The following is a 14378-nucleotide window of genomic DNA, read 5'->3' on the forward strand; positions in this document are numbered from 1 at the left end:
CTTCAATATCTGTTAACTAAATTGAAACTGTGTATATAAAATGAGATTTCTGGGAAATATTATTTGGCTGGTTTTTGGTGGATTTGCTGTCGCCCTTGAGTATTTTGTTTCAGGCATTGCTTTAATGGTGACGATAATTGGAATTCCATTTGGAATACAGTCCATTAAACTCGGAATGTTTGCATTATGGCCATTTAACCAGAAGATACAGGATCGTCCGGAACCGGATGGGTGTATTACTATTCCAATGAATATAATCTGGTTTATTATAGGTGGTTTCTGGATTCTTGTTACCCATATCTTATTCGGAACACTCCTTTTTATAACGATCATTGGAATTCCCTGGGGACAACAACACTTTAAGATGGCCCGGCTTGCATTTGCACCTTTTGGAAAAGACGTGGTCTACAAATACTGATCTTATCTTCTGTCACTTCATTTTAGACGTATTTCCTTCAACATTTACTGCCACGACTCTGTTTATTAAGCAATGAGTTACGGGAGACAGAATTACATTAAAAAGATTGATTTTCAACATGGACATGCGTGTTAAAATGTTATCATATTTTAACCTCTTGAAAATATGTTGTAAAACATTAATTCCCTAAATTTGTAACTCCGATCAGTATATAATAAAACCAAATAAAATGACAGTTAAACGCACTTTTGGAATTGGCATCGATGCAAAAAAATCTGATGTGTCTGAAAAAAAGATGATTCAGTACATCAATTTAAAGCTCGCTGCATTGGGATACCCTGTTTACAATAGTAGTTCTACCTCGAAATTTCTGGAAATGGCTCAGCCATTATTTGATAATTTTAAAGAACAATCCAGGTTTTTGCCGGGTGAAATATCGCCTGTCGGTATCCGAATTGAATCCTTTTTGGATGCCTATCTGAATGATGTTCCGGGGGAAATAAAAATTGAATTTCCCAAACGCCCTCTTAATCTTGACAGGCATGGCATTGCCAGAACGGTTTCTATACCGCCGGATTCTGACATTTATGAAACAGACCTCATTAAATCGTACAGAATAGGGCAGGGTATTTTACATAATCCGAAAAACGACCGGCGTACTACCAAAGGTGTTTTTCATGTTTGTGAAGGTGGTTTGCCCATCCCCAACGATAAGAAGGCGGTTCCAAAGATCACTTTCGCCAAGCTTTTACAGAGTGCGCTGAATCCTCCGGTTGAGAATATGAAACTTCCTTACACTGCGGGGCAGGAAGAGGAAGCGGAGTTATTTGTCAGTTTATTGCTTCGTCCGATTGTTGTGCCGGAAGTAAAAGGTGTCAGCAGGGAGAAATCAATGGAGATACGTTTCCTTGCTCCGGGAAGTCTGGTGAGTAACCTTGATTTTGTGGAATCCATTTTTGGCAACGCAGGCGATCCGGTACTGCCGGAAAACGATGCAGCGCTGAATCCGGATAACTGGACCGGTCACACCGGCTGTGTAATCCTGGCACCACATCTGATTCGTCATACTAAAAAAGAGCTGGGCCTGCCGCATTATGACAATGCGAATGAACGGCAGCGGAAAGACGGAATGTGCTGGAAAACTGAAGATGAACTCTATAATGACGGAAGCGCTTTTAAAATTACTGCCCGTGATGAGAGAGGCGTAGCCGTAACAATCATTGCGGATAACTATTTTGGTTATTGTAAGAAGGAGGTAAAAACTCTGATCAGTTATTCGGCAAATCTCTATGGACTGGCTGAAGAAGAGCATGCAGGTGGTGCATTGGCTTTCAGAAGTTATAACCTGGGAGAAAAGTTCTATCTCGATGAACGCCTGCCATCAAACGATATGTCATTTGCTGAAATGCTGTATAAGTTTGGGGATATTATGGATCTTAAGCATGAAGGATATGCTATAGACAGGAACTACAGCAATATAATTTATGTTCCTGAAGATGCACTTTTCGACCTGATGAGCCAGAAAATTACATGGAAGGTTAAAGGAGTTGAAAAGAGTATTAAACTACTTCCTTACAAACACTATATATATCCAACAGGGTATAAAGTTGAAATGCGTAAAAGAAGGGGGACCTCACGCTGGCATCTTGTTGGTACCGTGCCGGAAGGAACCTTGTGTCATAAACCCTGTACCGTATCAGGTGGAGGTAAGTCCGAAATATCAAAATCCATTCAGGATGCCATGATTCAGGGTCCTGTCATTATCGGCGATATTCAGAAAGACCTGGATATGATTGAAGAAATCATGAATAAGGACTATACCAAACGGTTTAAGGTTCCTGCTGACTATTCAGATAATCCGCCCCGTTCCATTTTAAGTTCCAGAAGATCTTTAGGGTCAGTGATAAAACTTCTGACTCCATCAGAAGACTATACTGATGAGTACAATGATTGGCTGGCTTCAATCGCTCAGCCCATCAAGATGCTGATGTACGTAATAAAAGGGAACTATAATGCCACATGGGACAAGGAAAACTGGCGAAAATATTTTACCGTTGATAAGGTTAATGGTATACCGGGGCATGAATTGAAGTTCCATAATACCAAGCTTATTTCAAACTACCTTAGAGTAGGTCTTGATACAGATGGATCATGGCGGGTATTCCTGTTGCGCCAGGATTTTAACGCTGCTCAGAAGGTTCAGGTAGAGGATGATATTACTGCTTCGGTAATTATAAAAAGTGATAAACTCGAAAATCTTAATCCCGATTATAAAAATCCGAGTGTAAAAATTGTAAAGAATGTCGAAGCCAGACTTTTTCAGCGACCGGATGACTGTGTAATTAAGGGATATGATAAACAGGGAGAGAAGGATATATCGGGACCGAATACTTTCCTTTCAAATTTTGAACCACTGAACAGGGAACAGGTTTTGGATATAAAAGAGGATGCCATTGGTTTTGAAATGTATACACAACCGGTTAAGGATCTGATCAATAATTTCCTCAAAGGTGATACACCTGAATATCTGGCTATTTCTTCTGAACCAAGGTTAGTGGATGGCGTTCCGACGAAGAATCCGCGGTATCTGCAGACGCGTCCGGATCTTGTGGACGGTACAAATAAGTATGTAGCTGAGATCAGTACCCGGATTTTCCGGAATATACCTTTGGATAAACCAGTCTTTTTACCGGTAAATGCCGTATTGACGGGCCGTAGAAATAACCCGGCTGAACCGGCAAATAATGTTCCGCCACTGGCTGTATACAATCCTATCCATTACCAGGAGTTACCGGAGCTTTTTATCGATTTCATGTGTAGTATTACCGGTAAATCTCCATCAACTACAGGATTTGGATCAGAAGGCGCGTTGACAAAGGGACCTTTTAATTCCCTGCTTCCATCCGTGGATCTGAATAATGCATTTCTGTCTTACATTTTAACGGGTTATAAAGGATTCTCTTCTGCAGCCGGATATGTTGGGCCAAAATATAAAGTGGATCATGATGTCAGCCTGCTGGTCCCGGAAGTGTGGTGTAGAATGACAGTGGCTGAGCGTGATCCTAAGTTCCTGATAGAAAATGGTTATCTGGAAAAAGTTAACAATTTTACATTCAAGGGGAAGGAGGTTGAAGCCAGTCTGCTGGGATACAGAATCACTCTGAAATTTGTGAAACATTTTATGGCAAGGATTTTCAGTCGTCCTGATGCCGTATTTACGGAAGAAATGCTTAAGCCGGAACTTCAGGATATGGATGCATTTGTTGCTTCGGTTGAGAACCTCTCCATAACCCAGAAGAGAGTAGCCGAAGGATATATGACTGATGGTACATTTGAAACATTGTGTCCTCCGTTGAAGGCTCTTGTAAGTATAATGGTTACCGGTAAATTTGAAGGGAAAGACAGGAATCATCCGGATATAAGGAAAATGTTCAGCAGAGATGTTGTCTTGAACAGCAAATGGTATAATGCACGCCTGGTTGAAAAGCAAAGACGCGATATAGATTTGTGGACAAAAAATATTGCATACCTTGAAAGTAAATTGAAACAGAGCAGTTTTAAAGAAATAGCTGATAAATTAAATATTGCTTCTAATCTTGAAGATGCAAAAAAACAACTTAAAAGGGTAAAATCTCCTGCGTATCTTAAAGAGCTTGAAGGGACCATTGGTGTTGATCCGTTAATACCAATTATCGATTAATAAAACTACCAAATTTGTAAGGTGAAAAAGCCATCCGTCAATCAACGGATGGCTTTTTTTATCAGTTTAGTACGCCATATTTTTGCTTTAGAATCTAAAGTTTAGCCCAAGAGACACGATCCAAACATCTTTGTCATATGTTTCTTTAACCGGAACCATAGTACCGCTTCCACCGATATCATGTAAAAAATTCTTCTCACCTTGCTGGTACATCGTATATGAACCTCCAAGATTTAATTCTATCATTTTGTTAATATCGTATGCAAATCCTCCGCCAAGCGTATTGGTAGGTAAGCTGTAACTTAAGTCCGTTTGGTATGCTTCCGTGGCACCAGTGCTTGTTTTGAGCCAACCAGCACTAACTAATAATTTTTCTGTCAGTGTATATTCAAGCCCCATTGCAAACTCCCAACTGTTGCCGTCCAAAAGTTGTTCTTTTCCATTCCAGTTTGCGTTCTTATCCAGGAATGTATGATATCCTGTTGAAATAAGTAATGATTTTACAGGGCGATAGGTCGCTCCGATACTTATCTGTGTCGGTAAATCCAAATGTGCCTTCGCTCCATCCGGAAATTGTGTTACAGGAGTTCCATCAGAAGTAAATCCGGTGGTAAAGTCCTTTTTTGTGGAATTTTCAAATATAAGTTCAGTTTTATGTTCATATTTAAAAGCAAAGTTTAGCTGATCGTTCAGTTTATAGTTTATACTGAAGATAGGTGTAATTCCTGAGGCTGTCTTTTCATATTCCACTTCCTGATCCTGCAAAATTGATGCTGTTGCCGCTGATTTAGCAGCAGTAGCGGTTAAGCTGGTAGCAGCACCTGAATAGGCACCCTGGGCTTGTGCAAGAGTTAAACCTGTCGGTGAAATTCCTAGTGTTGTAAGTCCACCTTCGAGTTGCGCCCTGGTTGTTGCATCAATTATTCCATTATTCTGTGCCTGTTCGAAAGTTAATCCGCCATAGCCCCCAGTGATAAGCGGTTGCATATTCGCAGCAGCGGAACTTGCAGCTGTGGCTCCAGCATTGGCTTGTGCTGCAATGCCGTTTAAAACATCACTGGCAGGCATCCAGGTGCCACCCATATTTAATTCAATATTCTTTAGATAGCCCGAATAACTCTCCTTAGCCTGAACATATCTTCCGCCAAGGGCTACGGATAGTTTATCATTAATTTTATAAGAAACATTAAGCTGATACCCGAAATATACAGATGAACCTTTAAAGTATGCATCCAGATTATAACCTTGCGCACCCTGGCTGCTCAGAGAAGGAACAAGGTCCGCAACCGGATATTCAAAGGATGGAAGGCCTTTCTCGTATATTCCGCCACCACCACCGCCAATTGGATTAAAACCCAGAGAAATAACAATTTTGTCAAGTTTATAGCTTGCATATATACCTGGGAAAAAGGGCGCAGAGACTTTTCCCTGATAATTGCCATCATTTAAATACATATAATCACTTTTAATGGTTCTTGTTTGACCAAGGGTTTGATTATTCAGTGAAACAAAAAGCCCATTATCAGGTAGAAAATTCAGGCCAGCCGGATTGTAATAAACGGCATCTAAATCGATGACTGCATCGCGTGCCTGTAATCGTGTAAACATGGCACTTTGATTTGTGTTTGTTAAAATTCCACCAGCCATGGCATAGCCGACTGTTAATAAGAAGAATGACGAGAGGAGTGTTTTTTTCATTGTATGGATTTTTAGTTAATAACTATTAAAGATATAATAATTTATATATGTAAAGAAATAATTGAAGTAAATGTCGTCCTAATTTGGAAATGACAAAAAAAAGGCTGTCTGAATTTCAGACAGCCTTTTTTGATAATAATATATCTGTATTATTGCGTTTTTTGCGGATTACGCGCAGAGTAGTTTATTTTAAGCGCCTGAGCTTTACGTAATGCATATTTTGTATCTTGTACAATCTGCATTTTGGTATCCTTATCCACCTTAAGTGATACAGTCATTTTAGGACGGTCAACCTCGCTCATTTTTTCACGTTCGGTTGCAATATATCCCATGATTTCATCGGGTGATGAAAACTTATCATTCAACTGAATACGGGAACCGCTACCATACAATCCTCTGTACTGTGGTAAAGGTGAACCAATATAAATAAAGCTCACGAGTGACTTTTTCTCAAGCTTATCAAGCTCTGTTGCATTCGGCAATTTTATCTGAACCTTATACGTTACCTCCCTCATGGTTGTTGAAACCATAAAGAAGAAGAGCAACATAAAAACAATATCAGGTAAAGATGCTGTATTAATCGCCTGTTGGTCTCCGCCTTTTTTCTTTTTAAATGTTGCCATATTATTCCAAATTAACGTTTTTAGGTTCAGCTTCAGAAAGTTTCATCGGATAAACTTCCCTGACTGCCTCCTGTTGTTCTTCGTTAAGTTCCTTGAATTTTTTACCCCACTCATTCATCGAGAATTCATCCCTGAGTTCATTATATGCTGCAACAAGTTCATTCTGAACTTCCATATACTTGGCGTATGTAGTGTTCATGTCATTCTGAAGTGACACAACAGCATTTATACAAACAAATTCCTCACGGCCCAATCCTTCAATATATTTCATCTTCTTTTCAGGCAGGGTCGCTTTGTTTTCAGGGTTCTTGATGAACTCTTTAGCTTTTGCCTTCAATTCTGAGATATCAGAAGGTTCTTTTTCGATGAGCAGTTGATCCTGACTGTTGATCAAAACAATAAATACGTTCCGTTCCTTGATAGGAGGCGTATTTTCCGGCTCTTCCTCAATGGGAGGTAGCTTTCTTTGCAGACCAGTGTCAACATCCATAGTTGTGGTTACAAGGAAGAAAATTAACAGCAGGAAGGCAATGTCTGCCATTGAACCTGCATTTATTTCCTGTATTTTTCGACTAGCCATCTATTTGGTTTTTAAACGGATAAAAAATCCGTAGTTGACTTTTGTTTATTTAAACAGCTTAATGATTGAGCTGCCGATTGCCATAACTATTGCTATAACAATGAGTGCATACATGCTGAACAGAAATGTATCTGCAAATTTAAGCATGCTGGCTACGTTATCTGTACCGGTATATCCGGGGATTTTTAGAGGAGTACCATCTGATAAAGCATATGCTACTACAAAAATCACGATAATAAATACCGGTCCGATTAAAGATTTTAACGCAGACTTCGGTTCAGCGATTGCCTTTCTTACGAAATTCACGATTGAAAGTAACAGCGTTACTCCTAAACCCAGAATGACGAATAGATAGGTAAGTCCCAGGAACTGATCTGCATTTTGTGGGTTTTTATCTGAGAATCCAATGCCGTAGAAAATAAGTGTTGAAATTATTGATACAGCAATGAGCAGATAAAGTACCCATGTTGATATTTTGTGTGCTGTCATTTTAAACGGTGTTTAATTATTTCTTAGCGTTATATTTTACAATTATATCCAGTAAAGTGATAGAAGAATCTTCCATATCATTTACAATGCTGTCGATTTTTGAAATCAGATAGTTATAGAACAGCTGGAGGATAATTGCAACGATAAGACCGGTTACTGTTGTGATCAGGGCCACTTTAATACCTGAAGCAACAAGTGTTGGTGAAATTTCACCGGCTGCGGCAATCGCATCAAATGCCTGAATCATACCAATTACTGTACCCATGAAACCGAGCATCGGGGCAATAGCAATGAATAATGAAATCCAGGTTAATCCTTTTTCAAGAAGACCCATCTGAACACTTCCGTAAGAAACAACGGTTTTTTCAACTACATCTACACCTTCATCAAGACGGCTAAGTCCCTGGTAGAAAATAGATGCAATAGGACCACGGGTGTTACGGCAAACTTCCAGAGCAGCTTCAACACCTTGTTCATTAAGTGTTGTTTCGATGTTTTCGAGAAGCTTTTTAGTGTTTGTTGATGAAAGGTTCAGGTAAATAATCCTTTCAATAACCAGTGCAAGACCTAAGATAAGACATAGTACAACTATACCCATAAATCCGGCACCACCTTCAATGAACTGCTTCTTGATTACTTTGTGAATGCCTGATGGCTCTTCAGTTGCAGGAGCCTGATCGGTTGCCGAAGCATTTTCAATAGTCTCCATAGCAGCAGTAGAATCTACACCAGCAGAGTCTTCACTCATAGTCATTTCGTCAGTGGTTGCATCATCTTGTGCTACAATGATTTGCGACATTCCGAAAGTAAGCAAACCAAATACTGCTAAAAACGCGAATAATTTTTTCATTTCTAAAAATTTAATTTGACTTTAGTTTCAATCTAATTTATTGATTATTAATAATTATCTCTAATATCTTTCATACACGCGGAGAGAGGGGGATTCGAACCCCCGGTTCCCTTTTGAGGAACACACGCTTTCCAGGCGTGCCAGTTAAGCCACTCCTGCACCTCTCCAGGATGTAGTGCAAAATGACTCCATTTTTTATTCAAAGAACCTGTGTCTTTTGCATTCAGTATCTGAAAGTCTCTAATGAGATGGTATTAAACCTTTTATAGTTGCGCTGCAGCCCCAAAAGCCGCTATTGAAATCCTGGGGTCAACTTCTATAAATAGGGTCTGTAATACTAAATAAATTAAAGAACTCTCAAATGTAAAATAAAAGAACTAAAATGTAAAAATTTAAATCCATTTTACTTCACAAAAGTGGCGAAAAAAACGCGCCGTGAAGTTAACAAAAATATTTTTTAAACAAATGGTATAATGTTTTTTATCCATTAATTTAAACGATAAATAATTAACGTTTATTATTTTATTGAGTATGTATTTTTAACAACTCACGGATAACTCTCCGCGGATTGATCTGGGAATCCAATATTTTACCTCTTCAATATCGTCGTATTTTCCAAGCAGATACATCAGTTTTGTTAAGGCTGCTTCTGTTGTAATATCATAGCCGTTTAAGACGCCTTTGTTTAACATGTCGAGACTTGTTTCATATCTGCCCATTTCAACACGGCCACCCGGACACTGACTGACATTTATGATAATAACGCCTCTCTTTATGGCGGCATCAACGGCTTTTAAAAACCAGTCATGGGTTGGCGCATTCCCCGTTCCGTAAGTCTCAACAATTACGGCTTTAAGTTCATTCGATTCCAATACCGAGTTAATGAAGTTCTTCATGCCGGGAAAAATCTTAACCAGTGCAATCCGGTTATCCATATTCGTAGATATGGTAAGTGGTTTTCTCTCTTTTACCTGGTGAATAAACTGGGAATTATAGTTTATATTGACTCCTACTTCAGCCAAAGCAGGATAGTGATGCGATTTAAACGCATTGAATTTTTCAGAATAGTGCTTCGTTGTTCTGTTACCACGAAACAGATTGTTTTCAAAATAGACACACACTTCCGGAACGATGGCTTTACCACGTAATTTGGCAGAGGCTATTTCAATGGCTGTAATGATGTTTTCCTTACCATCCGTTCTAAGCATTCCCAGGGGAAGTTGTGCTCCGGTTAAGATGACAGGTTTTTGAAGATCGTCCAGCATGAAACTCAGTGCCGAAGCAGTAAAACTCATGGTATCTGTTCCGTGAAGGATTACAAAGCCATCAAATGCATCGTAATGTTTAAATATAAGATCGGCAATTTTTACCCATGTGTCAATGGTCATGTTTGATGAGTCGATGATGGGATCAAAAGAAAGCGCTGTTATACAGCAGTCCAGCCGCTTTAATTCCGGAAGCTGGTTGAGAATATTTTCAAAATCCATGGGCATGAGTGATCCGTTTTCAGGGTCCTGCACCATACCAATTGTACCTCCTGTATAAATTAACAGAATTGAAGTCGGCGATTTAACCATTCTTATAAATTGAAAAGTTCCGTTGCATTCCTGGTCGTGATTTCATCTATTTTGTCAAAATCAGCACCAGTGTGTTCTGCAATGTGTTTGCAAATATAGTAAAGATATGAGGATTCGTTTCGCTTTCCTCTGTAAGGAACGGGTGTAAGGTAAGGGGCATCAGTTTCCAGAAGAATCCTGTCAAGCCCGATATCTTTAATCACATCCCTCAGTCCTGAATTTTTAAAAGTTACGATACCGTTTATACCAAAGTAAAAATTACCAAGTTTATTAATCTGATTAATTTCTGAAATGCCACCTGAAAAGCTGTGAAATACACCATTCAATGTGCCCGGATTGAATTCTTTAAGCACTTCAAATATTTCAGCAAATGAATCTCTTGCATGGATCACAAACGGAAGATTGTGTTGTATTGCAAAATCAATCTGAAGCCTGAATGCTTCCTTTTGTTCTTCAATAAATGTTTTGTCCCAGTAAAGATCTATTCCAATTTCACCAATTCCCCTGAATTCATTATCGGCATGGAAATCAAACAATTTATCCAGTTCGGTTTTAAAATCCGCTTTAACACTTGTCGGGTGTAAACCATTCAGCATTTCGATATAGTCCGGATCACCATTGTGGGTGGACCGGAGTTGCTCAATTGATTCCAGATCGATATTGGGTAATATGATTTTTTCAACACCCGCGTTTTTCGATCTTTCAATAACGGCCAAACGGTCTGAATTGAATTCGCTTAAATAAATATGCGAATGGGTGTCTATCATCTATTTAGTGCCGTTTATACGGATAAGTCCCATAAACTCTTCTCTTGTTTTAGCACTGGTAAATGCTCCTGTAAAGTCTGATGTGGTAGTTATCGAATTAATTTTTTGTATACCTCTCATTTGCATGCACATATGTTGCGCCTCAATAACAACCATGACTCCAAGCGGATTTAGAGTTTCCTGTATGCAATCTTTTATTTGTGTTGTCAGACGTTCCTGAACCTGCAGCCTTCGTGAAAAAATTTCCACAACCCTGGCAAGTTTACTCAGGCCTGTAATATACTGATTTGGGATATAAGCCACGTGCGCCTTTCCAAAGAAGGGTAACATATGGTGCTCACACAAGGAAAAGAAATCGATATCCTTAACGATTACCATTTGCTGATATTCTTCATGAAACATGGCAGAACGTACTGTTTCATATGGGTCCATCTCATAACCCTGAGTGAAAAACTGCATTGCTTTAGCTACCCTCAGGGGCGTTTTAAGCAGCCCTTCCCTTTCAGGATCCTCACCTAAGCTTTGTATAATTTCCCTGTAATGAGTGGCCATCTCACCAGTTAATTCTTTATCGTATTTTTCAATTTTTTTATAGCCTTTCCCTTCTTTCATGTACTTGTTTTATTAAATTGAGTTGTCAAAATTAAGACGTTTCAATAATTTTTTATACTTCTTAACAATAAAATCTTATTTTTGTCGTTGAAAAAAATACCAGTTAATTACATAACTAATATAAGTGATTTTTGTTGTTTAAAGGGGAAATTAAAACATGATAATTGTCACAGGAACAGAGGGGTTTATTGGTAGCGTATTGGTGGAGAAGTTATTAGTGCGTGGATACAAGGATTTAGTTTGTGTTGATTTAGAGAATGTTGAAAGAAATCAGTACATAAGCGAAGATCCGCATATACGAAACATAAACCACAGAGAATTATTTGACTTCATTGAAGACAAACATCTCTTTATCGAGTTTATTTTTCATTTGGGTGCCTGCTCAGATACAACCCAAACAGATAAACGTATTTTTGACGAATTAAATCTTAACTATTCAAAGCAACTTTGGAATAGCTGTGTGAAATACGGAATCCCGATGTTGTATGCATCATCAGCTGCAACATATGGAAACGGAGTACACGGATATTCTGACGATCATGCTTTGATTCCTGAACTCAAACCACTCAATCTTTACGGTCAGTCCAAGCAGGATTTTGATATGTGGGCGCTCCAACAGGAGGTTCAACCACTTTTTTGGGCCGGTCTTAAGTTTTTCAATGTGTATGGGCGCAACGAAATTCATAAAAACTCTATGGCCAGTGTGGTCCTGCACTCATTCAACCAGATTCAGAAGCAGGGCTATGTTAACTTATTCCGCTCGCACAGGGATGATGTAAAAGATGGTGATCAGTCACGTGATTTTATTTATGTGGACGATGTATGTGATGTTATGCTGTTTTATATGGAGCAGATGCCGGAATCGGGTATCTTTAATGTGGGAACCGGAATTAACAGAACATTTTCAGATTTGGTTCGGGCAACGTTTAAGGCATTAGGCCTTCCTGCAAAAATAAAATATGTGGATACGCCCTTAAAACTACGCGGACAGTACCAGTACTATACCAGGGCAGATATCTCTAAATTGAGATCAGCAGGGTATTCGGCACCGTTTACCACCCTTGAAAGTGGTGTTGCAGATTATGTGAAACACTATTTAATGAATGAAGCCAGGGTAGCGGTTTAAAAAACTCCCGTAATATTTCCTTATTTTTGATGGAACTTTTCAAAATGCAGACAAGGGTATTATGAAAGAAAAGCAATCCATCATACTTTTCAGCACATCTGATTCAAATCCTGCAGCAGAATTTGCACAGTACATCAGCCAGAGGTTCAGCCGTAAACTTATCATATTAGGAACCGGAAATACAGAATATGACCGTCAATCCTTAAAACCGGACCGTGATTTTGCAGAAGCACTGATCAGGGAGTTTGATCCTGTTATGATCGTGTTCAGCTATGCTGTTGAAAAAACGGTTCAACGAAAAAATATCAGAAAAATACTGTTAGCCTTCAGGGATTTACGAATCCCTTATGTCGGTGTGTCGGAGTCCTGTGAGTTTGCAGGGACAGTCAGTAAGGTTATGGTACCTGTTGGTTTTCTGACCGAGGAGAAGGAGAAAGCACCATGGAGTAATAGTTTTATAAAATACTGTGGTGCCGAAATAACGCTTCTTAAGCCCAAAGATCGTGGATCACGCGCTGCAAGGAATGTTGATTTTATTGCAAAGTTTCTGAAAACACAGAAAAACAGCTGCACTATTGTAAATGGAGAAAAGAGCAGTTTTAAAATTGAATTTGAAGCATTGGAAAAGTTTTCACATGAGACCGATATGCTGATTATTTCAGCTTCAAGGGCCTATGGTCTTGATGACGATATATTTGGTCCAAAAGAGTACCATGTACTGCGGAAGTCAAACAGACCCGTGTTAATCATTAATCCAAGGGATGACATCTATGTTTTATGCGGGGATTAATTTTTATGTCTCACACGCAACAAAACAATCAGACCCTTTAATAAATCTTACACGCTTCTTCATTGTTCAGTATCCTGAGCGTGTTTTCTGCCAGAGCCCGCATTTCTTCTTCGCCGGGATAAATTTTGACCGGAGCAAAATGCCTTACCATTTTAACTATTCTGTCAACAACATAGCTGTTGTTTGCAATTCCTCCTGTTAGCAGAATAGCGTCGATTTCACCCTCCAGTACGCTGCACATAGAACCTATCTCCTTGCCAACCTGATAGGCCATAGCAGAAAGAATAAGGTTGCTTTTCGGATCCCCTTCCTGTGCCTTTTTCTGCACCAGGTGGGCCTGATTGGTACCAAGATGAGCCATCAAACCTCCCTGTCCGTTTAACATGCGTTTGACCTCCTGCAATGTATATCTTCCTTCAAAACAGAGTTTTGCAAGATCACCTGCAGGAATGGTACCAGCCCGCTCAGGAGAAAACGGTCCGTATCCGTCAACACCGTTATTTACATCAACAACGCGTCCCTTCTTATGTGCACCAATGGTTATGCCGCCTCCCATATGGGCAACAACAACATTTAAATCTTCGTATTTTTTACCTGTATCCCGGGCAAATTTCCGGGCTGTTGCTTTTTGGTTCAGGGCATGAAAAATTGATTTGCGTTCAAATAATGGATGACCACTGACTCTTGCAACAGGTTCAAGCTCATCTACAACAACAGGATCGGAAATGTAAGCCTTACATCCCGGAACAGAAGCGGCAAGTTCTGCAGATATAATCCCTCCCAGGTTGCTCGCATGTTCACCCATTACGCCTTTCCGTAGATCCGTAATAAGGTGTTCCGTTACTTCATAGGTGCCTGAAACAACCGGACGAATTAATCCTCCACGACCAACAATGGCAGTAAAATTCTGCAGTTTAAACCCGTTGGCCTTCAGATTTTGAATGATAACTTCTTTTCTAAATGCATATTGGTCCGAAACGCGTTGATAGGGTTCCAGTTCAACAGCTGAGTGACGGATTGTTAGCGTAAAGACTTCTTCCGTATCTTTAAATACAGCTATTTTGGTGGAGGTTGATCCCGGATTTATGACTAAGATCTTATTCAAGCTTTGTTTTTATTTCAAGTTATACCACAAACTTAAAAAATTA

At 39.4% G+C, this 14378-nt stretch carries 13 protein-coding genes and 1 tRNA gene; 4 read left to right on the forward strand and 10 right to left on the reverse strand.

Annotation, left to right across the window (positions count from 1 at the left end):
• The first annotated feature begins 40 nt into the window (after positions 1-40).
• Together ACE1EF_RS11400 and ACE1EF_RS11405 are read left to right on the forward strand one after the other, a co-directional pair.
• Positions 41-418 (forward strand): YccF domain-containing protein, encoded by a 378-nt coding sequence (locus tag ACE1EF_RS11400; RefSeq protein WP_375720795.1) that lies wholly within the window; start codon positions 41-43, stop codon positions 416-418.
• Positions 419-647: 229 nt separating this feature from the next.
• Positions 648-4118: a PPi-type phosphoenolpyruvate carboxykinase family protein gene (locus ACE1EF_RS11405; protein WP_375720796.1), complete on the forward strand. Its 3471-nt coding sequence runs from the start codon at positions 648-650 to the stop codon at positions 4116-4118.
• Positions 4119-4205: 87 nt separating this feature from the next.
• Here the strand turns inward: ACE1EF_RS11405 and ACE1EF_RS11410 are convergent, their stop codons facing one another.
• The 9 genes from ACE1EF_RS11410 to folE all read right to left on the reverse strand — a co-directional run bounded on the left by ACE1EF_RS11410 (position 4206) and on the right by folE (position 11314).
• Complete coding sequence (locus ACE1EF_RS11410; protein ID WP_375720797.1) at positions 4206-5816, reverse strand: OmpP1/FadL family transporter; 1611 nt, start codon at positions 5814-5816, stop codon at positions 4206-4208.
• A 149-nt stretch (positions 5817-5965) separates the two neighbouring features.
• Entirely contained in the window at positions 5966-6439 is a 474-nt protein-coding gene (locus tag ACE1EF_RS11415) for an ExbD/TolR family protein (protein ID WP_375720798.1), read from the reverse strand.
• 1 nt (position 6440) lies between these two features.
• The gene (locus ACE1EF_RS11420; RefSeq protein ID WP_375720799.1) at positions 6441-7019 is read right to left on the reverse strand and encodes an ExbD/TolR family protein; all 579 of its coding nucleotides are present in this window, start codon (positions 7017-7019) and stop codon (positions 6441-6443) included.
• A gap of 45 nt (positions 7020-7064) precedes the next feature.
• Complete coding sequence (locus ACE1EF_RS11425) at positions 7065-7508, reverse strand: hypothetical protein (RefSeq protein ID WP_375720800.1); 444 nt, start codon at positions 7506-7508, stop codon at positions 7065-7067.
• Positions 7509-7524: 16 nt separating this feature from the next.
• A complete protein-coding gene (locus tag ACE1EF_RS11430) occupies positions 7525-8358 on the reverse strand; it encodes a MotA/TolQ/ExbB proton channel family protein (protein ID WP_375720801.1) in 834 nt (277 codons plus the stop codon).
• A 79-nt stretch (positions 8359-8437) separates the two neighbouring features.
• Positions 8438-8525, reverse strand: a tRNA-Ser gene (locus tag ACE1EF_RS11435).
• Between the two features lie 372 nt (positions 8526-8897).
• Positions 8898-9935, reverse strand: a complete 1038-nt coding sequence (locus tag ACE1EF_RS11440) for an asparaginase (RefSeq protein WP_375720802.1) — start codon at positions 9933-9935, stop codon at positions 8898-8900.
• 2 nt (positions 9936-9937) lie between these two features.
• Positions 9938-10702 (reverse strand): TatD family hydrolase, encoded by a 765-nt coding sequence (locus ACE1EF_RS11445; RefSeq protein WP_375720803.1) that lies wholly within the window; start codon positions 10700-10702, stop codon positions 9938-9940.
• Positions 10703-11314 carry a GTP cyclohydrolase I FolE gene (folE, locus tag ACE1EF_RS11450; protein ID WP_375720804.1) on the reverse strand — a complete coding sequence of 204 codons (612 nt, stop codon included), beginning with the start codon at positions 11312-11314 and terminating at the stop codon, positions 10703-10705.
• Between the two features lie 157 nt (positions 11315-11471).
• On the opposite strand from folE, the gene rfaD reads away from it, so the two are divergent.
• On the forward strand, positions 11472-12440 hold the full coding sequence (gene rfaD, locus ACE1EF_RS11455) for an ADP-glyceromanno-heptose 6-epimerase (RefSeq protein ID WP_375720805.1): 969 nt from the start codon (positions 11472-11474) through the stop codon (positions 12438-12440).
• Between the two features lie 61 nt (positions 12441-12501).
• Complete coding sequence (locus ACE1EF_RS11460; protein WP_375720806.1) at positions 12502-13230, forward strand: hypothetical protein; 729 nt, start codon at positions 12502-12504, stop codon at positions 13228-13230.
• A gap of 37 nt (positions 13231-13267) precedes the next feature.
• On the opposite strand, the gene buk is transcribed toward ACE1EF_RS11460, so the two are convergent.
• Positions 13268-14335 carry a butyrate kinase gene (gene buk, locus ACE1EF_RS11465; protein ID WP_375720807.1) on the reverse strand — a complete coding sequence of 356 codons (1068 nt, stop codon included), beginning with the start codon at positions 14333-14335 and terminating at the stop codon, positions 13268-13270.
• Positions 14336-14378 lie beyond the last annotated feature (43 nt).

It is taken from the genome of Quyinboa sediminis, assembly GCF_042219855.1.
In the GTDB taxonomy this organism is placed as follows: domain Bacteria; phylum Bacteroidota; class Bacteroidia; order Bacteroidales; family UBA5342; genus JBHJHP01.